Annotated in this window: 20 protein-coding genes; 14 read left to right on the top strand and 6 right to left on the bottom strand. The window is 68.9% G+C overall.

The genetic code is table 11. The features are described 5' to 3' along the window. Positions 1 to 5 precede the first annotated feature (5 nt). From KF708C_RS18650 to KF708C_RS18640, 3 genes are all read left to right on the top strand, one after another. Positions 6 to 1,397 carry a replicative DNA helicase gene (locus KF708C_RS18650; RefSeq protein WP_020205694.1) on the top strand — a complete coding sequence of 464 codons (1,392 nt, stop codon included), beginning with the start codon at positions 6 to 8 and terminating at the stop codon, positions 1,395 to 1,397. A gap of 224 nt (positions 1,398 to 1,621) precedes the next feature. Next, positions 1,622 to 2,248, top strand: coding sequence for a DUF47 domain-containing protein (locus tag KF708C_RS18645; protein ID WP_020205693.1), 627 nt, complete (start codon positions 1,622 to 1,624; stop codon positions 2,246 to 2,248). Between the two features lie 13 nt (positions 2,249 to 2,261). Further along, a complete protein-coding gene (locus KF708C_RS18640) occupies positions 2,262 to 3,272 on the top strand; it encodes an inorganic phosphate transporter (RefSeq protein WP_029044178.1) in 1,011 nt (336 codons plus the stop codon). Positions 3,273 to 3,376: 104 nt separating this feature from the next. Here the strand turns inward: KF708C_RS18640 and KF708C_RS18635 are convergent, their stop codons facing one another. From KF708C_RS18635 to KF708C_RS18615, 5 genes are all read right to left on the bottom strand, one after another. Then, positions 3,377 to 4,051: a C40 family peptidase gene (locus KF708C_RS18635; protein ID WP_059412896.1), complete on the bottom strand. Its 675-nt coding sequence runs from the start codon at positions 4,049 to 4,051 to the stop codon at positions 3,377 to 3,379. Positions 4,052 to 4,158: 107 nt separating this feature from the next. Continuing rightward, entirely contained in the window at positions 4,159 to 4,599 is a 441-nt protein-coding gene (locus KF708C_RS18630; protein ID WP_020205689.1) for a hypothetical protein, read from the bottom strand. 171 nt (positions 4,600 to 4,770) lie between these two features. Next, on the bottom strand, positions 4,771 to 6,492 hold the full coding sequence (locus tag KF708C_RS18625) for a PhoH family protein (protein ID WP_020205688.1): 1,722 nt from the start codon (positions 6,490 to 6,492) through the stop codon (positions 4,771 to 4,773). A gap of 351 nt (positions 6,493 to 6,843) precedes the next feature. After that, the gene (locus KF708C_RS18620; RefSeq protein ID WP_020205687.1) at positions 6,844 to 7,305 is read right to left on the bottom strand and encodes a peroxiredoxin; all 462 of its coding nucleotides are present in this window, start codon (positions 7,303 to 7,305) and stop codon (positions 6,844 to 6,846) included. 167 nt (positions 7,306 to 7,472) lie between these two features. After that, positions 7,473 to 7,853: an Mth938-like domain-containing protein gene (locus KF708C_RS18615; RefSeq protein ID WP_029044176.1), complete on the bottom strand. Its 381-nt coding sequence runs from the start codon at positions 7,851 to 7,853 to the stop codon at positions 7,473 to 7,475. A gap of 307 nt (positions 7,854 to 8,160) precedes the next feature. Here KF708C_RS18615 and KF708C_RS18610 point away from each other — a divergent pair, with 307 nt between their 5' ends. The 11 genes from KF708C_RS18610 to clpB all read left to right on the top strand — a co-directional run bounded on the left by KF708C_RS18610 (position 8,161) and on the right by clpB (position 21,742). Further along, complete coding sequence (locus tag KF708C_RS18610) at positions 8,161 to 9,396, top strand: pyridoxal phosphate-dependent aminotransferase (RefSeq protein ID WP_029044175.1); 1,236 nt, start codon at positions 8,161 to 8,163, stop codon at positions 9,394 to 9,396. A 51-nt stretch (positions 9,397 to 9,447) separates the two neighbouring features. Further along, positions 9,448 to 10,758, top strand: coding sequence for a homoserine dehydrogenase (locus KF708C_RS18605; protein ID WP_059412895.1), 1,311 nt, complete (start codon positions 9,448 to 9,450; stop codon positions 10,756 to 10,758). Positions 10,759 to 10,765: 7 nt separating this feature from the next. Next, positions 10,766 to 12,211: a threonine synthase gene (gene thrC, locus KF708C_RS18600; RefSeq protein ID WP_059412894.1), complete on the top strand. Its 1,446-nt coding sequence runs from the start codon at positions 10,766 to 10,768 to the stop codon at positions 12,209 to 12,211. A 215-nt stretch (positions 12,212 to 12,426) separates the two neighbouring features. After that, complete coding sequence (locus tag KF708C_RS18595) at positions 12,427 to 13,668, top strand: molybdopterin molybdotransferase MoeA (RefSeq protein WP_059412893.1); 1,242 nt, start codon at positions 12,427 to 12,429, stop codon at positions 13,666 to 13,668. Positions 13,669 to 13,682: 14 nt separating this feature from the next. Then, positions 13,683 to 13,940, top strand: a complete 258-nt coding sequence (gene moaD, locus KF708C_RS18590; RefSeq protein ID WP_020205681.1) for a molybdopterin converting factor subunit 1 — start codon at positions 13,683 to 13,685, stop codon at positions 13,938 to 13,940. Position 13,941: 1 nt separating this feature from the next. Beyond that, positions 13,942 to 14,457, top strand: a complete 516-nt coding sequence (gene moaE / locus KF708C_RS18585; RefSeq protein WP_059412892.1) for a molybdopterin synthase catalytic subunit MoaE — start codon at positions 13,942 to 13,944, stop codon at positions 14,455 to 14,457. Then, positions 14,457 to 14,837 (top strand): fluoride efflux transporter CrcB, encoded by a 381-nt coding sequence (crcB, locus tag KF708C_RS18580; protein WP_020205679.1) that lies wholly within the window; start codon positions 14,457 to 14,459, stop codon positions 14,835 to 14,837. The genes moaE and crcB overlap by 1 nt, the downstream gene beginning before the upstream one ends. A gap of 110 nt (positions 14,838 to 14,947) precedes the next feature. Continuing rightward, a complete protein-coding gene (locus tag KF708C_RS18575) occupies positions 14,948 to 15,592 on the top strand; it encodes a TetR/AcrR family transcriptional regulator (RefSeq protein ID WP_059412903.1) in 645 nt (214 codons plus the stop codon). A 170-nt stretch (positions 15,593 to 15,762) separates the two neighbouring features. Further along, on the top strand, positions 15,763 to 18,030 hold the full coding sequence (locus tag KF708C_RS18570; RefSeq protein WP_370552847.1) for a 3-hydroxybutyrate oligomer hydrolase family protein: 2,268 nt from the start codon (positions 15,763 to 15,765) through the stop codon (positions 18,028 to 18,030). Beyond that, entirely contained in the window at positions 18,030 to 18,941 is a 912-nt protein-coding gene (locus tag KF708C_RS18565; RefSeq protein ID WP_059412891.1) for a MaoC/PaaZ C-terminal domain-containing protein, read from the top strand. Before KF708C_RS18570 ends, KF708C_RS18565 begins: the two co-directional genes overlap by 1 nt. A 206-nt stretch (positions 18,942 to 19,147) precedes the next feature. Beyond that, positions 19,148 to 21,742 carry an ATP-dependent chaperone ClpB gene (gene clpB / locus KF708C_RS18560; protein WP_020205675.1) on the top strand — a complete coding sequence of 865 codons (2,595 nt, stop codon included), beginning with the start codon at positions 19,148 to 19,150 and terminating at the stop codon, positions 21,740 to 21,742. A 94-nt stretch (positions 21,743 to 21,836) separates the two neighbouring features. Here the strand turns inward: clpB and KF708C_RS18555 are convergent, their stop codons facing one another. Beyond that, entirely contained in the window at positions 21,837 to 22,163 is a 327-nt protein-coding gene (locus KF708C_RS18555) for a hypothetical protein (protein ID WP_059412890.1), read from the bottom strand. Between the last annotated feature and the right edge of the window lie 16 nt (positions 22,164 to 22,179).

Below are 22,179 nucleotides of genomic sequence, written 5' to 3'. Positions count from 1 at the left end.
TCCCCATGAACGCGCCTGTCAGCGACCCCCAACTAGATAATCTCAAGGTACCTCCGCACTCCATCGAGGCCGAGCAATCGGTGCTGGGTGGCCTGCTGCTGGACAACGCCGCCTGGGACCGCATCGCCGACTTCCTTTCCGAGTCGGACTTCTACCGCTTCGACCACCGGATGATCTTCCAGAGCATCGCCCGGCTGATCTCGGCGACCAAGCCCGCGGACGTCATCACCGTCTACGAGATGCTGCAGGTGGCCGGCAAGGCGGAGGAGGTGGGCGGGCTGGCCTACCTGAACTCGCTCGCGCAGAACACGCCCAGCGCGGCCAACATCCGCCGCTACGCGGAAATCGTGCGCGAGCGTTCGGTGCTGCGCAAGCTGGTCACGGTGGCCGACGACATCGCCTCGGCGGCCTTCGCGCCCAAGGGGCGCGAGGTGCGCGAGCTGCTCGACGAAGCCGAGTCCAAGGTCTTCGCCATCGCCGAGGAAGGCTCGCGCGGGCAGAAGGGCTTCCAGGAAATCCAGCCGCTGCTCACGCAGGTGGTGGAGCGCATCGACGAGCTGTACCACCGCGACAGCAACACCGACGTGACCGGCGTGCCGACCGGCTTCATCGACCTGGACCGCATGACCAGCGGCATGCAGGCCGGCGACCTGATCATCGTGGCCGGCCGCCCGTCGATGGGCAAGACCGCGTTCTCGCTCAACATCGGCGAGCACGTGGCGGTGGAGCAGGGCCTGCCGGTGGCGGTGTTCTCGATGGAAATGGCGGGCACCCAGCTGGCCATGCGTATGCTGGGCTCGGTCGGCCGGCTGGACCAGCACCGCCTGCGTACCGGCCGCCTGCTCGACGAGGACTGGCCGCGCCTCACGCATGCCATCCAGCGCATGAACGACGCGCAGCTGTTCATCGACGAGACCCCGGCGCTCAACCCGATGGAGCTGCGCGCGCGCTCGCGCCGCCTGGCGCGCCAGTGCGGGCAGCTTGGCCTGATCATCATCGACTACCTGCAACTGATGTCGGGGTCGGGCAGCGGCGAGAACCGCGCCACCGAAATCTCGGAAATCTCCCGTTCGCTCAAGGGGCTGGCCAAGGAACTCAACTGCCCGGTGATCGCGCTGTCGCAGTTGAACCGGAGCCTGGAGCAGCGCCCCAACAAGCGCCCGGTGATGTCCGACCTGCGCGAATCGGGCGCCATCGAGCAGGATGCCGACGTGATCCTGTTCATCTACCGCGACGAGGTCTACAACCCCGACTCGCAGGACAAGGGCACCTCCGAGATCATCATCGGCAAGCAGCGTAACGGTCCCATCGGCACCGTGCGCCTGACATTCCTGGGCCAGTTCACCAAATTCGACAACTTCAGCGGCGGCCCGGCCTTCTTCGACAACGACACCTGAAGCCAGTCCTGGCGCGGCCTGGGCGGTGGCAAAGCGGCCCCGCCGTGGCCGATCGCCCACGCCGGACGTGAAAGAGATTCGGCTGCGACCCGCATACCTGTAAAATATTTCGTTTTGATGACAGCCGCCGCCAGGCGGCTGTCTGCAATGTATGCCTGGCCGATTGAGCCAGTCGCCCAGGCAATAACCCGGGGGCGCTCGCGCGCCCCGACAAGGAACAACCCATGTTCGGCCGATTCATGCCCACGGAGGGCAAGTTCTTCGAATACTTCAACCAGCATGCCGATTGCGCGGTGACCGCCGCCCGCGAGCTGGAAGTGCTGGTCAACGACCTGCCCAATGCCGAGGCGCACGCGCGCCGCGTGCAGGCCACCGAAAAGAAGGCCGACCGCATCACGCACGACACCATCGACCTGCTGCACAAGACCTTCATCACGCCGCTGGACCGCGACGAGATCCACAAGCTCATCACCACGATGGACGACATCCTCGACCTGATGGAGGACGTGGCGGAGACCATCTCGCTGTACGACGTGACCAGCCTGACCGACGAGGCCCGCAAGCTGGCCTCGATCTGCGTGCAATGCTGCGACCAGGTCAAGATCGCGGTCGGCCTGCTCGAGGACATGAGCAACGCCAGCGCCATTCTCAAGACGGCGCAGCAGATCGACCACCTCGAGTCCGAGGCCGACCGCGTGATGCGCTCGGCGATGTCGAAGCTGTTCCGCGACGAGACCGACGTGAAACGGCTGATCAAGCTCAAGGCCATCTACGAGCAGCTCGAGACCATCACCGACAAGTGCGAGGACGTTGCCAACATCATCGAAGGCATCGTCCTGGAAAACGCCTGAGGCACGAATCGGCATGCACACAATACAAATGAGCCTGTGGGTCATCGGCCTGCTGGTGGCGCTCGCCTTGCTGTTCGACTTCATGAACGGCTTCCACGACGCCGCCAATTCGATCGCCACGGTGGTGTCGACGGGCGTGCTCAAGCCGCACCACGCGGTGGCGATGGCGGCCATGTGCAACGTGGTGGCCATCTTCATCTTCCACCTCAAGGTGGCGGCCACGGTGGGCACCGGCACCGTCGACGTCAACATCGTCGACCACCACGTGATCTTCGGCGCGCTGGTCGGCGCCATCGCCTGGAACCTGATCACCTGGTACTACGGCATTCCCTCGTCGTCCTCGCACGCGCTGATCGGCGGGCTGGTGGGCGCCGCGGTGGCCAAGGGCGGCACCGGCGCGCTGGTCGGCGGCGGGCTGGCCAAGACCGTGGCCTTCATCGTGATCTCGCCGCTGCTGGGTTTCGTGCTCGGCTCGCTGATGATGGTGATCGTGGGCTGGACCTTCTTCCGCACGCCGCCGTCGCGCGTGGACCGCTGGTTCCGCCGCCTGCAACTAGTGTCGGCCTCGCTCTACAGCCTGGGCCACGGCGGCAACGACGCGCAGAAGACCATCGGCATCATCTGGATGCTGCTGATCGCCAGCGGCCACGTGGCGCAGGGCGGCGCCGAGCCGCCGGTGTGGGTCATCGTCTGCTGCTACGTGGCGATCGGCATGGGCACCATGTTCGGCGGCTGGCGCATCGTGCGGACGATGGGCCAGAAGATCACCAAGCTCAAGCCGGTCGGCGGCTTCTGCGCGGAGACCGGCGGCGCCATCACGCTGTTCATCGCCTCGGCGCTGGGCGTGCCGGTGTCCACCACCCATACCATCACCGGCGCCATCGTCGGCGTGGGCTCGGCGCAGAAGATGTCGGCGGTGCGCTGGGGCGTGGCCGGCAACATCGTGTGGGCATGGGTGCTGACCATTCCCGCGTCGGCCTTCATGGCGGCGATTGCATGGTGGATCGGTTTGCACGTGCTTTGAGCCGGCGCCCGCGGCGCCGGTGAGGCCGATGTCGGCCATGAAAAAAACCAGGCGCGAAGCCTGGTTTTTTTCATGGCGCGCGCGGGAAGCGCGCCGGCGCCGCGCTAGCGGTTGGCGAAGGCGGCGATCGGGTCGTCGTCCTGCGCCGGCGGCGGGGCGGCGGGGATCGCCGGCGCCGCGGGCTGCTGTGGCTGGGCCGGCGGCGGCACGGCGGCGGAGGCCACGCGCCGCGCGCCGTTGTAGCGCGACACCCAGTATGACTTGCCCATGTCCTCCAGGCGCACCGTGCCGCCGGTGGAGGGCGCGTGCACGAAGCGGTTCTGGCCCACGTAGATGCCCACGTGCGAGTTGGCGCGGCCGGTGGTGTTGAAGAACACCAAGTCGCCCGAGGCCACCTGGCTGCGCTCGAGCGGCACGCCGCGCTCGCCCATCGCCTCGGTGGTGCGCGGCAGGTTGACGTTGGCGGCGCGCAGCACCACGTAGCGCACCAGCCCGCTGCAGTCGAAGCCGGAATCGGGGGTGTTGCCGCCGTAACGGTAGGGCGTGCCGACCAGGGACATGGCCTGGATGGAGACTTCTTCCAGCCCCACGCTCGGATCCACCATCGGCGTGCCGGGCAGGCGCGAGAGGCCGCCTTGGCGCGGCGGCGGCGCGGAGGCGCAGGCGGCGAGCAGCAGGGCGGCCGCGCACAGCGAGGGCAGGCGGGCCCGGCAGGCAGCGCGCGCCAGCGGTGACGATGGCGCGCGTGGTGACGGCTTGGCGGTCTGGCGCGTTGGCATTCTCGTTCTGGTCCGGTCCCGGGCCAGGCGCCAGCCGCCAACCGCGAGCGGGGCCGCCGCGAAGGCAGCCTTCCGGCGGGCGCCTTCCGGCGCAACTACCGACGCAACTACCAGCGCAGCTGCGCGTTGTAGGTGCCCGTGCTCACAGTGACCGACCTGGCCTGACCCTTATAAGTCGCTTCGATATTGTAGCTGCCTTGCGGGGCCTTGATGAGGCACTTCGGCCCGCTGGCGGTAAAGCTGGCGACTTCGTGGCCTTCGCGCATCACGCGCACGGCCACGTCGGCCAGATATTCGCCGCGCTCGCCCTGCGTGAACAGCACGCCCATGCTGAAGTTCTTCTGCTGGGCGGCCAGTGCCAGCTGCTCGTCGGCGGCAATGCCGCCGCAGACGTAGCTGATCGGGCCCATCGTGCGGATCACCATTTCGTCCGCGGCGAGGGCGGGGCCGCACAGCAGGCAGGCGGCCGCCACGGCAAGGCCGCCGGCCGCGCGGCGCCGCGGCGCATGGTGCCGGGCGCATGCTTGGCGAGAATGCTGGGTATCCATTCGATGCCTCCATCGATCCAGAGCCGAAACGAAAAAGCGCCCGCCAGGCGCCGGCACACAGGTGCCGGACTGGCGGGCGCTGCGCTTGCCTTGATGCTAGGCCAGGCCGGCGCGCAATGATGCCGGTCGCGGTCCTACAAAGGCGGCGCTGCGGCCGGCGCCGCGCGGCGGCTACAGGACATCCGCCGCATGGTCCGCCAGGCGCGAGCGCTCGCCGCGCGCCAGCGTGATGTGGCCGCTGTGGCTCCATCCCTTGAAGCGGTCGACCACGTAGGTCAGGCCGGACGAGCCTTCGGTCAAGTAGGGCGTGTCGATCTGCGCGATGTTGCCCAGGCAGATGATCTTGGTGCCGGGGCCCGCGCGCGTCACCAGCGTCTTCATCTGCTTCGGCGTCAGGTTCTGCGCCTCGTCGATGATGACGAACTTGTTGACGAAGGTGCGCCCGCGCATGAAGTTCATGCTCTTGACCTTGATGCGCGAGCGGATCAGCTCCTGGGTGGCGGCGCGGCCCCATTCGCCGGCGCTGTCGTCGCTCTTCTGCAGCACTTCCAGGTTGTCGTCGAACGCGCCCATCCAGGGCTGCATCTTTTCTTCCTCGGTGCCGGGCAGGAAGCCGATGTCCTCGCCCACCGGCACGGTGGCGCGGGTGACGATGATCTCGTTGTAGAGCTTCTGATCGAGCACCTGCTCCAGGCCCGCGGCCAGCGCCAGCAGCGTCTTGCCGGTGCCGGCCTGGCCCAGCAGCGTGACGAAGTCGATCTCCGGGTGCATCAGCAGGTTGAGCGCGAAGTTCTGCTCGCGGTTGCGCGCGGTCACGCTCCACACATTGTTCTTGTGGTGCGTGAAGTCCTTGAGCGTCTGCAGCAGCGCGGTCTTGCCGTTGATCTCCTTGACCTGGGCGTACAGCGGCAGGCTGCCGTCGCTGGGCTCCAGGTAGACGAACTGGTTGACCAGGAACGACGGCACCAGCGGGCCGGTCAGGCGGTAGAACATGGCGCCGGACTTGGGGTCCTGCCAGCTTTCCACGCCCTTGCCGTGCTTGGCCCAGAAATCGTTGGGCAGGACCATCACGCCCGAATAGAGCAGGTCCTTGTCCTCGAGGACCTGGTCGTTGAAGTAGTCCTCGGCGGGCAGGCCCAGCGCGCGCGCCTTGATGCGCATGTTGATGTCTTTCGACACCAGCACCACCTGGCGGTCCGGGAACTGCTGCTGCAGGGCGCTGACCACGCCCAGGATCTGGTTGTCGGCCTTGCCCTGGGGCAGGCCGTCGGGCAGCTTGATCTCGTTGAGCTTGGTCTGCAGGAACAGCTTGCCCTGGGCGTCGCGGTTGCCCAGCTTGGCCAGCGGCATGCCTTCGTCGAGCGAGCCGTCGGTGCCGCCCACCAGCGCGTCCAGCGTGCGGCTGACGGTGCGCGCGTTGCGCGCGACTTCGCTCATGCCCTTCTTGTGGTTGTCCAGCTCCTCGAGCGTCATCATCGGCAGATAGACGTCGTGCTCCTCGAAGCGGAACAGCGAGGACGGATCGTGCATCAGCACGTTGGTGTCCAGCACGAACAGCTTGGCGGGCCCGGTGTGCTTGGGCGCGCGTCGGCCGGTGGCGCCAGCGGCGGTCTTGGCGGGGACCTTGGGCACCGAGGACAGGGTCGGCACGGAGGTCAGCGGCGCCGGCGCGTCCTTGCCGCGCGCGCGCGTGGTGCCGCCCGCGCGGGCCACCACGGCCGGCGCGTCTTCGGTCGTGCCGTTTCCGGTTTCCAGCAAGGCCACGCGCTCCAGCGCCGGCACAGGTTTCTTGCCCTGTGTCGCGGATCTGGCCTTGGGCAGCTTGGTCACCGGGGCGAATTCGCTCGGGTCAAGCAATTGAGCAGGCTTGGCGGGCATGGTCGGCAGCGGCATGCTTGGCTTTCCTTTCAGGGGGAGAAGACGGCTGGAAAACCGCGCAGGACACGGGGGCGGCCGCGCTGGGCCGCGAAGGTGCCGATCGTGTCCTGTGCGTACAAACAAAAAAGCCGCCAGACCTGTGCAGCAGGTTTGACGGCTTTCTTGCGGACCGGAGACACGGCAGGTCCGCTACCGGCCCGGGGCTCGAGGCACCTGGGACGGGACGATGAAACAGCGTGGCATCCGGATTCTGAACTCATTACGGGTCAATGTATCCGAACGATTTCTGTTTTGCAATCGTCGATATGGCACCGGCGCGCGGGTGTTGCTGCGGCGATTCAGCGGCCGCCCCGCGGGCCGGCGCGCTCAGAGGCTGCGCACGATCTGCAGGACCTCGTCGACGTGGTTGGGCACCTTGATGCCGCGCATGGCGTGGCGCAGGATGCCCTTGCGGTCGATGACGAAGGTGCTGCGCTCGATGCCGCGCACTTCCTTGCCATACATTTTCTTCATCTTGATGACATCGAACAGGGTGCAGACGGCCTCGTCGCCGTCGGAGATGAGCTCGAACGGCAATTCCAGCTTGGCCTTGAAGTTCTCGTGCGACTTCATGCTGTCGCGCGAGATGCCGAACACCACCGCGTCGGCGCCGAGGAAGCCGTCGTACTGGTCGCGGAAGTTCATGGCTTCCGTGGTGCAGCCCGGCGTGTTGTCCTTGGGATAGAAATACAGCACTACCGTCTTGCCACGCTGCTCGGAGAGGCGGAAAGCACCGCCGGTGGCGGGCGCGCTGAAGTCGGGTACGGCCTGGTCGAGACTGATTGTCATTCTTGTGGCTCCTGGGAGAGGCAGGAAGGGAGGCGGCGGCATGCGTGCTGCCACCTTGGTGGCGGCAGATGGGGGCGGCCCGGCAAACTTCAAGCGTGGCGCGCGCTTAACTTGCCGCGCCGTGCCCGCGGGCGCCCCGGACGGCCGCGGCGCAACCGCGGCCAGGCTCAGGCCGGGTCTTCCAGCAGCAGCACCGCCGCCACCTTGCGGCCTTCGGCCATCAGGATGTTGTAGGTGCGGCAGGCGGCCTGCAGGTCCATCGCGTCCACGCCCACGTGCCGGCGCGCCAGCGAGTCGGTCAGGCGCGGGTGCGGGAAGCGCAGGCGGTTGCCGGTGCCGAGCAGCACCACCTCGGGCGCGTGCGGCAGCAGGCCCTCGAAATGGGCCGGCTCCAGGTCTTCGAAGCGCCGCACCGGCCACGGCCGGATCTCGCCCTCGGGCATGACCAGCACGGACTCGGTGTAGCGCACCATGTTGATTTCGATATAGCCGGGCCCGTAGGCGGTCACCGTATTGAGGGCATTGGGCTGGTCAGCGTGGAGTTTCAATGGGGAACCTTTGGCGGCGCGGCCCCGCGGCGGGTGCCCGGCGAGCGGGCGGCCGCCCGGGGCGGGTTTGGGGGCGGGTTGAAAGCGGAACGGCGACAGAACGGCAAGCGCCCGGCGGCGCACGCTGCAATGCAAGAATCCCTGCCGAAGTCTGTCATAATCCGATAAATTATAGCTTTTGCCTCCCTGCCTGCCACGTTTCGCGTCGCACCGCAGCGGACAGGCGCCCGCGGACCACTCCTTCCCACCCGGATTCCCTAGCCAGCCGCCGCTTGCCCGGCGGCCCTTGCCTCCTGCCGACATCGCCGTGAAACCGATCCAGAAATCCAACAAGCTCAACAATGTTTGCTACGACATCCGCGGCCCGGTGCTGGAGAAGGCCAAGCAGATGGAAGAAGAAGGCCACAAGATCATCAAGCTGAACATCGGCAACCTCGCCGTGTTCGGTTTCGACGCCCCGGAAGAGATCCAGCAGGACATGATGCGCAACCTGCCCAACTCGGCGGGCTACTCGGACTCCAAGGGCATCTTCGCCGCGCGCAAGGCGATCATGCACTACACCCAGCAGAAGAACATCGAAGGCGTGGGGCTGGACGACATCTACGTGGGCAACGGCGCCTCGGAACTGATCGTGATGTCGATGAACGCGCTGCTCAACGGCGGTGACGAAGTGCTGGTGCCGGCGCCGGACTACCCGCTGTGGACCGCCGCGGTGAGCCTGTCGGGCGGCACCCCGGTGCACTACGTGTGCGACGAGGCCAACGAGTGGATGCCCGACCTCGACGACATCCGCGCCAAGATCACGCCCAATACCAAGGCCATCGTCGTCATCAACCCCAACAACCCGACCGGCGCGCTGTATTCGGACGAGCTGCTCGAGGCCATCGTGGCGATCGCGCGCGAGCACGGCCTGATCATCTTCGCCGACGAGATCTACGACAAGGTGCTGTACGACGGCCACACCCACACCTCGATCGCCGCGCTGTCGACCGACGTGCTGACCGTGACCTTCAACGGCCTGTCCAAGAACTACCGCTCGTGCGGCTACCGCGCCGGCTGGATGGTGGTGTCGGGGGACAAGCGCCCGGCGCTGGACTACATCGAGGGCCTCAACATGCTGTCCTCGATGCGCCTGTGCGCCAACGTGCCGGGCCAGTGGGCCATCCAGACCGCGCTGGGCGGCTACCAGAGCATCAACGACCTGGTGGGCGAGGGCGGCCGCCTGCGCCGCCAGCGCGACCTCGCGCACGAACTGATCACGCAGATCCCGGGCGTGACCTGCGTCAAGCCCAAGGCCGCGCTGTACCTGTTCCCCAAACTCGACCTGTCGATGTACCCGATCCAGGACGACCAGGAATTCATCTACGAGCTGCTGCAGGAATCCAAGGTGCTGCTGGTGCAGGGCACCGGCTTCAACTGGGGCAAGCCGGACCATTTCCGGATCGTGTTCCTGCCGCACGAGGAAGACCTGCGCGAGGCCATCGGCCGCGTGGGCCGCTTCCTCGATGCCTACCGCAGGCGCCACCAGGGCCTCGCGGCCTGAGCCGGCGCCGCGGCGCAATCCATTTTTCAGCAACCCAGAGTCAGATTGTCCATGAACCCCATCAAAGTAGGCCTGCTTGGCATCGGTACCGTCGGTAGCGGCACGTTCAACGTGCTGCAACGCAACCAGGAAGAGATCCGCCGCCGCGCCGGCCGCGGCATCGAGATTGCCGTGGTCGCCGACCTCAACACCGAACGCGCCCGCGAGCTGACCGGTGGGCAGGTCGAGGTGGTGGCCGACGCCAACGAGGTCGTCACCCGCGCCGGGATCGACATCGTCGTCGAGCTGATCGGCGGCTACGGCATCGCGCGCGAGCTGGTGCTCAAGGCCATCGAGAACGGCAAGCACGTCGTCACCGCCAACAAGGCGCTGCTGGCCGTGCACGGCAACGAGATCTTCGAGGCCGCGCGCCGCAAGGGCGTGATCGTGGCCTTCGAAGCCGCGGTGGCCGGCGGCATCCCCATCATCAAGGCGCTGCGCGAAGGCCTGACCGCCAACCGCATCGAGTGGATCGCCGGCATCATCAACGGCACCACCAACTTCATCCTGTCGGAGATGCGCGACAAGGGCCTGGACTTCGACACCGTGCTCAAGGAAGCGCAGGCGCTCGGTTATGCCGAGGCCGACCCGACCTTCGACATCGAAGGCATCGACGCGGCCCACAAGGTCACGCTGATGAGCTCGATCGCGTTCGGCATGCCGGTGCAGTTCGACAAGGCTTACGTGGAAGGCATCACCAGGCTGTCGGCCGTGGACATCCGCTACGCCGAGGAGCTCGGCTACCGCATCAAGCTGCTGGGCCTGACGCGCCGCCGCGAGAACGGCATCGAGCTGCGCGTGCACCCGACCCTGGTGCCCACCAAGCGCCTGATCGCCAACGTGGAAGGCGCCATGAACGCAGTGCTGGTGCAGGGCGACGCCGTGGGCGCCACGCTGTACTACGGCAAGGGCGCCGGCGCCGAGCCGACCGCCTCGGCGGTGATCGCCGACCTCGTCGACGTGACCCGCCTGCACACCGCCGACCCCGAGCACCGCGTGCCGCACCTGGCCTTCCAGCCGGACGAGCTGTCCAGCGTGCCGGTGCTGCCGATCGAGGAAGTCACCAGCTCGTACTACCTGCGCATGCGCGTGGCCGACGAGACCGGCGTGCTGGCCGACATCACCCGCATCCTCGCCGACGCCGGCATCTCCATCGATGCCATGCTGCAGAAGGAATCGCGCGAAGGCGAGCCGCAGACCGACATCATCATGCTGTCGCACCTCACGCGCGAGAAGCAGGTCAACGCCGCCATCGTCAAGATCGAGGCGCTGCCGACCGTGCTGTCCGCGGTCACGCGCCTGCGCATGGAAGAACTGAACTGAGCGAGCGATGAAATACCTGTCGACGCGCGGCCACGAGGCGCCGCAAACCTTCTCCGAGATCCTGCTGGGCGGCCTGGCGCCGGACGGCGGACTGTACCTGCCGCAGGCATACCCGCAAGTCACCGCCGACGAGCTGGAGGCCTGGCGCAAGCTGTCCTACGCCGATCTCGCCTTCGAAGTGCTGTCCCGCTTCTGCGACGACATCCCGGCCGCGGACCTGCGCGCGCTCACGCGCAAGACCTATACCGCCGAGGTGTACTGCAACGCCCGCCCCGGCGACAACACCGCCGACATCACCCCGCTGCGCACGCTGGGCGAGGAGGGCGGGGCGCCGCTGCAACTGCTGGGCCTGTCCAACGGCCCCACGCTGGCGTTCAAGGACATGGCCATGCAGCTGCTCGGCAACCTGTTCGAGTACGCGCTGGCGCGCGCCGGGCAGGAGCTGAACATCCTCGGCGCCACCTCGGGCGACACCGGCAGTGCCGCCGAATACGCGATGCGCGGCAAGCGCGGCATCCGCGTGTTCATGCTCAGCCCGCACCGCAAGATGAGCGCGTTCCAGACCGCGCAGATGTTCAGCCTGCAGGACCCGAACATCTTCAACCTGGCGGTCGAAGGCGTGTTCGACGACTGCCAGGACATCGTCAAGGCGGTGTCGAACGACCTCGGCTACAAGGCCCGCCAGAAGATCGGCACGGTCAACTCGATCAACTGGGCGCGCGTGGTGGCCCAGGTGGTGTACTACTTCAAGGGCTGGCTGCTGGCGACCAGCGGCCCGGGCCAGAAGGTCTCGTTCTGCGTGCCGTCGGGCAATTTCGGCAACGTCTGCGCCGGCCACATCGCGCGCATGATGGGCCTGCCGATCGACAAGCTGGTGGTGGCCACCAACGAGAACGACGTGCTCGACGAATTCTTCCGCACCGGCACCTACCGCGTGCGCAAGTCGGCCGAGACGTACCACACCTCCAGCCCGAGCATGGACATCTCCAAGGCCTCGAACTTCGAGCGCTTCGTGTTCGACCTGCTCGGCCGCGATGCCGCCAAGCTGGCGCGGATGTTCCGCGACGTCGACACCGCGGGCGGCTTCGACCTCGCCGGCACGGCGGAATTCGAGCGCATCCGCGCGTTCGGCTTCGTCTCCGGGCGCAGCACGCACGAGGACCGCCTCGCCACCATCCGCGACCTGTCCTCGCGCTACGGCATCACCATCGACACGCACACCGCCGACGGCGTCAAGGTCGCGCGCGAGCACCTCGCCCCCGGCGTGCCGATGGTGGTGCTGGAAACCGCGCTGCCGGCCAAGTTCGCCGACACCATCCGCGAGGCGCTCGGCCACGAGCCGGAGCGGCCGGCCAGCTTCGACGGCATCGAGAAGCTGCCGCAGCGTTTCGAGGTCATGCCCGCCGACGCCGGCCGGATCAAGGCCTTCATCGCCGGCCACACCGGCCTGTAGGCCGCGCCCGCCTTCCTGGCACTGGCGGCACCGGCGGCATCCGCGGCCGGCCGTTGGCCGGGTTGGCGCCAACTCGCTACAATCGGACTTGCCGAGCTGAACCGCACGGCCCGCGCATCGCCCCCGCAGGTACCGGGGACGGTACGTGGGCCGTTTCCCTTGGGCGACCGCGGGTTTGCGTCTCAGCCTGCCGTCCCCACCTACCTGCTTTCGTCATGACCCAAGCCGCCGCGCCCGCCCGTTCCCCCATGCTGACCACGGCCCAGGCGCTCGAAGCCCTGCTGGCCGGCGCCACGCCGCTGGCCGAGAGCGAGCGCATCGCCACGCTCGATGCCAACGGCCGCGTGCTGGCCGCGCCCGTGGCCAGCACGCTGGACGTGCCGCCCGCGGACAATACCGCGATGGACGGCTACGCCGTGCGCCATGCCGACGTGCCCGCGCCCGGCGCGCGCCTGCGCGTGGCGCAGCGCATTCCCGCCGGCCACGTGGGCACGGCGCTGGCCGCCGGCACCGCGGCGCGCATCTTCACCGGCGGCCTGATCCCGCCCGGCGCCGATGCGGTGGTCATGCAGGAGCAATGCGTGGCCGAAGGCGACGAGGTGGTGGTCAACCACGCGCCGCAGGCCGGCGAGTGGATCCGCCGCGCGGGCGAGGACATCCGCGCCGGCAGCGTGATCCTGCCCGCCGGCACGCGCCTGACGCCGCAGGCGCTCGGGCTGGCCGCCTCGGTGGGGCAGGCCGCGCTCGACGTGGTGCGCCGCGTCAAGGTGGCGGTGTTCTTCACCGGCGACGAGCTCGCCATGCCGGGCGAGCCGCTCAAGCCGGGCGCCATCTACAACTCCAACCGCTTCACGCTGCGCGGCCTGCTCGACCGGCTCGGCTGCGAGGTCAGCGACTTCGGCATCGTGCCGGACTCGCTGGCCGCCACGCGCGACACGCTGCGCCGCGCCGCCGCCGGGCATGACCTGATCATCACCTCGGGCGGCGTCTCGGTCGGCGAGGAAGACCATATCAAGCCGGCGGTCCAGGCCGAAGGGCGCCTGAACCTGTGGCAGATCGCGATGAAGCCGGGCAAGCCGCTGGCCTTCGGCGAGGTCGCGCGCGGCGGGCAGGCGCCGGCCTATTTCCTCGGCCTGCCGGGCAACCCGGTGTCCAGCTTCGTGACCTTCCTGCTGTTCGTGCGGCCCTTCATCCTGCGCTTGCAGGGCGTGCAGGACGTGATGCCGCGCCGCCTGCTGCTGCGCGCCGATTTCGACCTGCCCAAGGGCGACCGCCGCAACGAATTCCTGCGCGTGCGCACCAACCAGGCCGGCGGGCTCGAGCTGTTTCCCAACCAGAGCTCGGGCGTGCTGACTTCCACCGTGTGGGGCGACGGCCTGGTCGACAACCCGCCGGGCCAGGCGATCGCGCGCGGCGACATCGTGCAGTACATCGCCTTCGACGGGCTGCTGGGCTGAGGAGAGTGACTGCGATGAACATCGAACTGCGTTTTTTTGCCAGCGTGCGCGAGCAACTGGGCCTGGGGCAGGAGCGCGTCGCGGTGCCGGCCACGGTGGCCACCGTGGGCGAGCTGCGCCAGTGGCTGGGCGCGCGCGGCGGCGCCTGGGCCGAAGTGCTGGCCGAAGGCCGCGCCCTGCGCATGGCGGTGGACCACGAGGTGGCGGGCGCCGGCAGCGCGCTGGCCGAAGGCTGCGAGGTGGCCTTCTTCCCGCCGGTCACGGGAGGCTGAGATGAGCGTCAGGGTGCAGCGCGAGGATTTCGACCTGGGCGCCGAGGTGGCCGCGCTGCGCGCGGACCAGCCGGGCGTGGGCGCGGTGGCCAGCTTCATCGGCACGGTGCGCGACGTCAGCGACGGCAGCGCCGTCAGCGCGATGGAGCTGGAGCACTACCCGGGCATGACCGAGAAGGCGCTGGCCCGCATCGAGGCGGTGGCGCGGGAGCGCTGGGCGCTGCTCGGCGTGACCATCGTGCACCGGGTCGGGCCGCTGCTGCCGCTGGACCAGATCGTGCTGGTGGCGGTGGCCTCGGCCCATCGCGGCAACGCGTTCGCCGCCTGCGAATTCATCATGGACTATCTCAAGTCCGAGGCGCCGTTCTGGAAGAAAGAGCAGACCCCGGCAGGCGCGCGCTGGGTCGACGCGCGCGTCGCCGACGAGGCCGCGCTGCAGCGCTGGGGCGTGCGCTCGCTCAACGCCAGCGGCGACGCCCCCGCGGCGCCCCCGCAGGACGCGGAAGCCGCGCGCTGATGGGCCCGCTCGGGTTTGTCGCGGTGGGCGTGGGCGCCGCGATGGGCGCGTGGCTGCGCTGGCTGTTCTCGGTGCTGTGGAACGCCGCCAACCCGGCGCTGCCCTACGGCACGCTGGCCGCCAACCTGGTGGGCGGCTACCTGGTCGGCCTCGCCGTCGGCTATTTCGACTCGCACGTGGAACTGCCGTCCGAATGGCGCCTGCTGGCGGTGACCGGCTTTCTCGGCGGGCTCACCACCTTCTCCACCTTCTCCAGCGAAGTCGTGGCCAACCTGATGGCCGGCGACTACGGCTGGGCCGCGGCGCACCTGCTGCTGCACCTGGGCGGCTCGCTGGCGCTGACCGTGCTCGGCCTGTGGACCTACCGGCTGCTGGCCTGAGCGCCGCGCCCGGCGCCGGTCTACGGGATGCGATCTATTGACATGCCGAGCACCGGGTTTATACGATGAAACATGATAGCTGATTCATGTTTCACGATCCCGGAGCCGCGATGCCGCTGACCGATCCCGGCGCGAGCCAGCCCAAGACCGCGCGCGGCCAAAAGACCCGCGCGGCGCTGCTGCGCGCCGCCGAGAAGGTGTTCGGCGAGAAGGGCTACCACGTGGCGTCGATCTCCGAGATCACCCAGGAGGCCCAGGTGGCGATGGGCACCTTCTATCTCTACTTCAAGGACAAGGAAGACATCTTCCGCGCGCTGATGCAGCGTATGCTGGAACTGGTGCGCGCCCACCTGCGCAAGCACGCCGGCCCGGCGCACACGCGGATCGAGGCCGAGCGGCTCGGCCTCAGGGCCTTCCTCTCGTTCGTCTCGCGCCACAAGAACCTGTATCGCATCGTGCTCGATTCGTATTCGGTGGACGAGGCCATCTACAGCAGCTACTTCCAGGCCTTCGCCGACGTCTACCGCCGCCGCCTGGACGAGGCTGAAGAACAGGGCCAGATCTCGCCCGGCGACGCCGAGGTGCGGGCCTGGTGCCTGATCGGCATCAGCAATTTCCTCGGCATGCGCTACGCGCTGTGGGAGCGCCCGGCGTCGATGGCCAAGGTGGTCGACACCGCGTTCGACATGATCTCGCACGGACTGGAGGCGCGCCGAACGCAGCGCGACGGCAAGCCGGCGCCGGGCACGCACTGAACGGCCGCACTGAACGGCCGCGCGGAAGGGCGCGGCAAGCAGGAAACGACGGCAGGGCCAGCAACGGAAGGAGCCAGCAACGGAAGCACAGGCAGCAACGGCGGGCAATATCGATCGGCAGCCCGATCCGCACCGGCAACAAGAAGAAGGCATCCCACGAGGAGACGAGCATGCAACGCAAGCACCTTGCGGCCAGTCCGGCGCGCCATGCCGGCGGCGCCGCGCACGCCGTGCATCTGTTCCCGATCGGACCGGCAGGCAACGGGGGGTACGGCATGTCGCGCGAATCCGCGGCGAGTCTCGGTGGCGTGGCCCGGCTGGCGCTGGCGGGCCTGGCCTGCCTGGCGCTGGCCGCCTGCGGCGGTGGCGGCAACGGCAATGGCAACAACGGCGGCAACGCCAGTCCCAACGTCAAGCCGTCCAATATCGGCACGGTGACGATCAAGTCCTACGACGGCAACACCGACGACCTGCTCACCGCCGGCCTCGGCAAGGACGGGCTGGCGTCGGCCACCGCGCCGCTGCCGCTGAACCCGGCCGCGCCCACCGCGGCCGAGCTGCGCCGCTACGCCATCTATACCAACTACCGCGCGCTGGTCGACACCACCGCCGGCGGCGGCTACGGCACGCTGTTCGGCCCCAACGTGGACGCCCAGGGCAACGTCACCGGCGGGCAGGGCAAGGTGGCCGGGCGCGAGTACCTGGCCTTCTCCGACGACGGCAGCGGCCGCCAGAACGTGACCATGCTGGTGCAGATCCCGGACAGCTTCGACGTGACGCGGCCGTGCCTGATCACCGCGACCTCGTCGGGCTCGCGCGGCGTCTACGGCGGCATCTCCACCGGCGAGTGGGCGCTCAAGCGCGGCTGCGCCGTGGCCTACACCGACAAGGGCACCGGCGCCGCGCCGCACGACCTCGATGCCGACACCGTGCCGCTGATCGACGGCACGCGCGCCGCGCGCGGCGCGGCTGGCGCCAACGCGCAGTTCGCCGCGCCGTTTCCGGGCACCAGCCTGCCGGCCTTCAACGCGCTCGCGCCGCACCGCCTGGCCTTCAAGCACGCGCACTCGCAGCGCAACCCCGAGAAGGACTGGGGCAGCTTCACGCTGCAGGCCGCGCAGTTCGCGCTGTGGGCGCTCAACGACCGCTTCGGCACGGTGGCGCCGGACGGCACGCGCCAGCGCACCTTCAGCCCGCAGACGGTGGTGGTGATCGCCTCCAGCGTCTCCAACGGCGGCGGCGCGGCCATCGCCGCGGCCGAGCAGGACACCGAGGGCCTGATCGACGGCGTGGCCGTGGGCGAGCCCAACCTCAATCTTCCGGCGGGCACCGGCGTGACGGTCACGCGCGGCGGCACGCCGGTGGCGGCGTCCGGGCGCACGCTGTACGACTACATCACCACCGCGAACCTGCTGCAACTGTGCACCTCGCAGGCGGCGGCGCTGGTCAACGCGCCGGCCGTCAATCTCTACGCGCAGCCCGCCGTGGCGCTGGCGCAGCCGGCGCTCAACCGCTGCCAGTCGCTGGCGGACGCCGGCATCATCACCGGCGCCGACACCGCGGCGCAGGCCGCCAACGCGCTGCAGGCGCTGCACGACGCGGGCTGGGAGCCGGAGTCGGACGAGATCCATCCGTCGCTGGCGCTGTTCGAGGTGGCCAGCGCGGTCTCGGTGACATTCGCCAACGCGCTCGCGCGCGCCGCCGTGGCCGACCGCCTGTGCGGCTACAGCTTCGCCGCCACCGGCGCCGCGGTGCTCGCGCCGGCGGCCATCGCGCCGGACGTGCTCAACGTGCTGTACGCCACCGGCAACGGCGTGCCGCCGGCGGCCGGCGTGCAACTGATCAACGACAACAATCCGGGCGGCCCGCTGCGCGATGTCTATTCGAAGTCGCCGGGCAACAATGTGGCGGATGCCAATCTCGACGGCGCGCGCTGCCTGCGCGCGCTGCTGGGCGGCACCGGCGGCGCGTCGCCGGCGCTGCAGGCCGGCCAGGCGCAGACGCTGCGCTCGGGCAACCTGCACGGCAAGCCGGCCATCATCGTGCATGGCCGCAGCGACGCGCTGCTGCCGGTCAACCACACGTCGCGCCCGTATCTCGGCTACAACCGCCTGCAGGAGGGCAGCGCCAGCAGGCTGTCGTATATCGAAGTGACCAACGGGCAGCATTTCGACAGCTTCATCGGCGCGGTGGCCGGTTATGACAACCGTTTCATCCCGCTGCACGTCTACCTGAACCGCGCGCTCGACGCGGTCTACGCCAACCTGACCGCCGGCACCGCGCTGCCGCCTTCGCAGGTCGTGCGCACCGTCGCGCGCGGCGGCACGCTGTCGCTGGCGCCGGCGCTCCTGTCCACCAATCTGCCGCCGTTCGCCGCCGTGCCGGCCAGCGCGGACCGCATCGCGGTCAACGGCAGCACCGTAGAGGTACCCAACTGATGAAGGCATCCCGCCCGCGCGTCCTGACGCAGGAAGACTTCGACCGCTTCGCCTCGCTCTCGCGCGACGATAACCCGATCCACTGCGACCCGGCCTTCGCCCGTACCACGCCCTTCGGCGCCACGGTGGCGCACGGCATGCTGCTGTTCTCGCTGCTGTGCGCGCAGATGCGGCGCAGCAACCCGCTGCCGGTGCTGCCGATCGGGCAGACGCTGATGTTCCCGCGGCCGGCCTTCGTCGGCGACGGCGTGGCGGCCGTGCTGGTCCTCAACGACACGCCGGGCCGCGGCCGCATCGCGCTGGACACCGCGATCCGCTGCGTGCGGCGCGGCGGCGCGCGCATGCCGGCGGGCGACGAGCAGGTGACGGCGCAGGGCGACGCGGTCCTGCTGGTCGACGCCAGCGCCGGCGCGCTGGCCGAAGCGCGCCTGCGCGAGCCGGACGACGCCCTGCCGGCCGCGCCCGGCGGCGAGCGCGTGCTCTATCACCTGAGCGTGGGCCAGGAGGCATCGGCGGTGCGCAGCTTCAGCGCCGGCGACATCGACGAGTACGTCGCGCTGACCGACGACGGCAATCCGTTCTACACCGATCCGGTGTTCGCCCGCAGCCGGGGCTTCGACGGCGCGATGGTGCCGCTGCCGCTGCTGGCCGGGATGTTCTCCGACCTGCTCGGCACGCGCCTGCCCGGGCGCGGCGCCGGCTGGATGCAGCAGTCGCTGCGGCTGCGCTCGCCGGCGCGGCTGGGCGAGCTGCTGACCGCCTCGGTGCGCATCGTGCGCCTGCGCGGCGACAAGGACCTGGTCAACCTGGCCACCGTGGTGACCGGCGACGACGGCCGCGCGGTGCTGTCCGGCGAGGCGCTGGTGCTGGTGCGCAACCTGGAAAACAAGCGGGCCCTGGCGGCGGCCTGAGCGCGCCCGCCGGCGGGTATCGCCGCCGCCACTTCGGGCGGCCTCCAAATACCGGCCGCGCGGCCTTGAAATGTCGTCGCAAAGCCTTATCTTTCGAAAAGACCAACCAGTGTCCGGAACGCACAGGGAAGGGCCAGGCGGAGGTACGCCGGGCCGCGCCTCCCGTCTCAGGACACTCATCCAGGACAGAGAGAGAGGGATCCTTAATGCGACTAGACAAACTGACTACCCGATTCCAGGAAGCGCTTGCCGACGCCCAGAGCCTGGCCATCGGCAACGACAACCAATACATCGACCCGCTGCACGTGCTGCGCGCGCTGCTGTCGCAGAACGACGGCGCCGCGCGCGGGCTGCTGGCGCGCGCCGGCGTCAACGTGGGCGGCCTGACCGGCGCGCTCGACGCGGCCATCAAGCGCCTGCCGCAGATCCAGGGCAACAGCGAGGTCCAGGTCGGGCGCGAGCTGAACGCGCTGTTCAACGCCACCGAGAAGGAAGCGATCAAGCGCGGCGACCAGTTCATCGCCAGCGAGCTGTTCCTGCTCGCCGTGGCCGACGACAAGGGCGAGGCCGGCCGCATCGCGCGCGAGCACGGGCTGGGGCGCAAGTCGCTGGAGTCCGCCATCGAAGCCGTGCGCGGCGGCGATGCGGTCAACAGCGCCGACGCCGAGACCCAGCGCGAAGCGCTCAAGAAGTACACCGTGGACCTCACCGAGCGCGCCCGCATCGGCAAGCTCGACCCGGTCATCGGCCGCGACGACGAGATCCGCCGCGCCATCCAGATCCTGCAGCGCCGCACCAAGAACAATCCCGTGCTGATCGGCGAGCCGGGCGTGGGCAAGACCGCCATCGTGGAAGGCCTGGCCCAGCGCATCGTCAACGGCGAGGTGCCCGAGACCCTGAAGAACAAGCGCGTGCTGGTGCTCGACATGGCCGGCCTGCTGGCCGGCGCCAAGTACCGCGGCGAGTTCGAGGAACGCCTCAAGGCCGTGCTGTCGGACATCGCCAAGGACGAGGGCCAGACCATCGTCTTCATCGACGAGATCCACACGATGGTGGGCGCGGGCAAGGCCGAGGGCGCCATCGACGCCGGCAACATGCTCAAGCCCGCGCTGGCGCGCGGCGAGCTGCACTGCATCGGCGCCACCACGCTGGACGAATACCGCAAGTACATCGAGAAGGACGCCGCGCTCGAGCGCCGCTTCCAGAAGGTGCTGGTGGACGAGCCGAGCGTGGAGGCCACCATCGCCATCCTGCGCGGCCTGCAGGAGAAGTACGAGCTGCACCACGGCGTGGAGATCACCGACCCGGCCATCGTCGCCGCGGCGGAGCTGTCGCACCGCTACATCACCGACCGCTTCCTGCCCGACAAGGCCATCGACCTGATCGACGAGGCCGGCGCGCGCATCAAGATGGAGATCGACTCCAAGCCCGAGGTGATGGACAAGCTCGAGCGCCGCACCATCCAGCTCAAGATCGAGCGCGAAGCCGTCAAGCGCGAGACCGACGAGGCCTCGAAGAAGCGGCTCGAGCTGATCGAGCAGGAGATCGAGCGCCTGGAGAAGGAGTACGCCGACCTCGAGGAAATCTGGAAGGCCGAGAAGGGCGCCGCCCAGGGCGCGGCCGCGCTCAAGGAGGAGATCGACAAGATCCGCCTGGAGATCACGCGCCTGCAGCGCGAAGGCAAGCTCGACAAGGTGGCCGAGTTGCAGTACGGCAAGCTGCCCGAGCTCGAAGGCAAGCTCAAGGCCGCCACCGCGGCCGAGGCCAGCGAGCAGAAGCACCAGAACAAGCTGCTGCGCACGCAGGTCGGCGCCGAGGAAATCGCCGAGGTGGTCAGCCGCGCGACCGGCATCCCGGTCTCGCGCATGATGCAGGGCGAGCGCGAGAAGCTGATCCAGATGGAAGACTACCTGCACCGCCGCGTGGTGGGGCAGGACGAGGCCGTGCGCCTGGTGTCGGATGCCATCCGCCGCTCGCGCGCCGGGCTGGCCGACGAGAACAAGCCCTATGGCTCGTTCCTGTTCCTCGGCCCCACCGGCGTGGGCAAGACCGAGCTGTGCAAGGCGCTGGCCGAGTTCCTGTTCGATTCGCAGGACCACCTGATCCGCATCGACATGAGCGAGTTCATGGAGAAGCACAGCGTGAGCCGGCTGATCGGCGCGCCGCCCGGATACGTGGGCTACGAGGAAGGCGGCTACCTGACCGAGGCGGTGCGCCGCAAGCCGTACAGCGTGGTGCTGCTCGATGAAGTCGAGAAGGCCCACCCGGACGTCTTCAACGTGCTGCTGCAGGTGCTCGACGACGGCCGCCTGACCGATGGCCAGGGCCGCACGGTGGACTTCAAGAACACCGTGATCGTGATGACCTCGAACCTCGGTTCGCAGATCATCCAGGCCATGTCCGGCGAGCCGCACGAAGCGGTGAAGGGTGCCGTGTGGCAGGAAGTGAAGACGCATTTCCGCCCCGAGTTCCTCAACCGGATCGACGAGGTGGTGGTGTTCCACGCGCTCGACCAGCAACATATCGAGTCGATCGCCCGCATCCAGCTCCAGCGGCTGCAGGCACGGCTGGCACGCATGGACATGACGCTCGAAGTCAGCGAAACGGCGATCGCCAAGATCGCCAGCGCGGGCTACGACCCGGTGTTCGGCGCGCGTCCGCTCAAGCGCGCGATCCAGCAGCAGATCGAGAACCCGGTGGCGCGCGCCATCCTCGAAGGCAAGTTCGCCGCCAAGGACGTGGTGCCGGTGGACTACCGCGACGGCGAGTTCGTACTGGGCGAGGCCAGGGCGGCGGCGTAAGCCGGACGCCGGAAATGAAAACCGCCCCTTCGGGGGCGGTTTTTTTTGTAATAAGAACTAACGATTTTGCCGGCCGCGCGGGGGCGCGCGCGGCTCAGCGGTGGTAGCCGTGCGGATGATGGTACGCATACCAGTCGCGGCGGCCCCACCAGCGGCGGCCGTCCCAGTAGCGGTCGCCATGCCAGCCGATCACCACGGCGGGCGCCATCACCACGGGCGGCGGGCCGTACACCGGGGGCGCGGCGTAGACGGGCGCCGGCGGCGCGTAGACCGGGGCGGGCGGGGCGACGTAGACCGGCGCCGGCGCCACCACCACCGGCACGCCGATGTTCACGCCGACATCCACGCGCGCCAGCGCGGGTTGCGAAACGGCCCAGGCCAGTGCCCCGATGCCCAGGGCGCAGCAGAATCCTTGCTTCATGTTCTTGTCCTCGTCA

The sequence above is a fragment of the Cupriavidus basilensis genome, from assembly GCF_000876015.1.
Taxonomy (GTDB): Bacteria; Pseudomonadota; Gammaproteobacteria; order Burkholderiales; family Burkholderiaceae; genus Cupriavidus; species Cupriavidus basilensis_B.
This window is presented reverse-complemented; position numbering and strand designations above follow the sequence as displayed.

Coding starts and splice junctions, on each gene's coding strand:
- KF708C_RS18565 (WP_059412891.1), top strand. CDS start 18,030: ATGAAGGCATCCCGCCCGCGCGTCCTGACGCAGGAAGACTTCGACCGC.
- moaE (WP_059412892.1), top strand. CDS start 13,942: ATGAGCGTCAGGGTGCAGCGCGAGGATTTCGACCTGGGCGCCGAGGTG.
- crcB (WP_020205679.1), top strand. CDS start 14,457: ATGGGCCCGCTCGGGTTTGTCGCGGTGGGCGTGGGCGCCGCGATGGGC.
- KF708C_RS18620 (WP_020205687.1), bottom strand. CDS start 7,305: ATGACAATCAGTCTCGACCAGGCCGTACCCGACTTCAGCGCGCCCGCC.
- KF708C_RS18635 (WP_059412896.1), bottom strand. CDS start 4,051: ATGCCAACGCGCCAGACCGCCAAGCCGTCACCACGCGCGCCATCGTCA.
- KF708C_RS18570 (WP_370552847.1), top strand. CDS start 15,763: ATGCAACGCAAGCACCTTGCGGCCAGTCCGGCGCGCCATGCCGGCGGC.
- KF708C_RS18625 (WP_020205688.1), bottom strand. CDS start 6,492: ATGCCGCTGCCGACCATGCCCGCCAAGCCTGCTCAATTGCTTGACCCG.
- KF708C_RS18630 (WP_020205689.1), bottom strand. CDS start 4,599: ATGGATACCCAGCATTCTCGCCAAGCATGCGCCCGGCACCATGCGCCG.
- KF708C_RS18650 (WP_020205694.1), top strand. CDS start 6: ATGAACGCGCCTGTCAGCGACCCCCAACTAGATAATCTCAAGGTACCT.
- thrC (WP_059412894.1), top strand. CDS start 10,766: ATGAAATACCTGTCGACGCGCGGCCACGAGGCGCCGCAAACCTTCTCC.
- moaD (WP_020205681.1), top strand. CDS start 13,683: ATGAACATCGAACTGCGTTTTTTTGCCAGCGTGCGCGAGCAACTGGGC.
- KF708C_RS18555 (WP_059412890.1), bottom strand. CDS start 22,163: ATGAAGCAAGGATTCTGCTGCGCCCTGGGCATCGGGGCACTGGCCTGG.
- clpB (WP_020205675.1), top strand. CDS start 19,148: ATGCGACTAGACAAACTGACTACCCGATTCCAGGAAGCGCTTGCCGAC.
- KF708C_RS18575 (WP_059412903.1), top strand. CDS start 14,948: ATGCCGCTGACCGATCCCGGCGCGAGCCAGCCCAAGACCGCGCGCGGC.
- KF708C_RS18645 (WP_020205693.1), top strand. CDS start 1,622: ATGTTCGGCCGATTCATGCCCACGGAGGGCAAGTTCTTCGAATACTTC.
- KF708C_RS18595 (WP_059412893.1), top strand. CDS start 12,427: ATGACCCAAGCCGCCGCGCCCGCCCGTTCCCCCATGCTGACCACGGCC.
- KF708C_RS18640 (WP_029044178.1), top strand. CDS start 2,262: ATGCACACAATACAAATGAGCCTGTGGGTCATCGGCCTGCTGGTGGCG.
- KF708C_RS18605 (WP_059412895.1), top strand. CDS start 9,448: ATGAACCCCATCAAAGTAGGCCTGCTTGGCATCGGTACCGTCGGTAGC.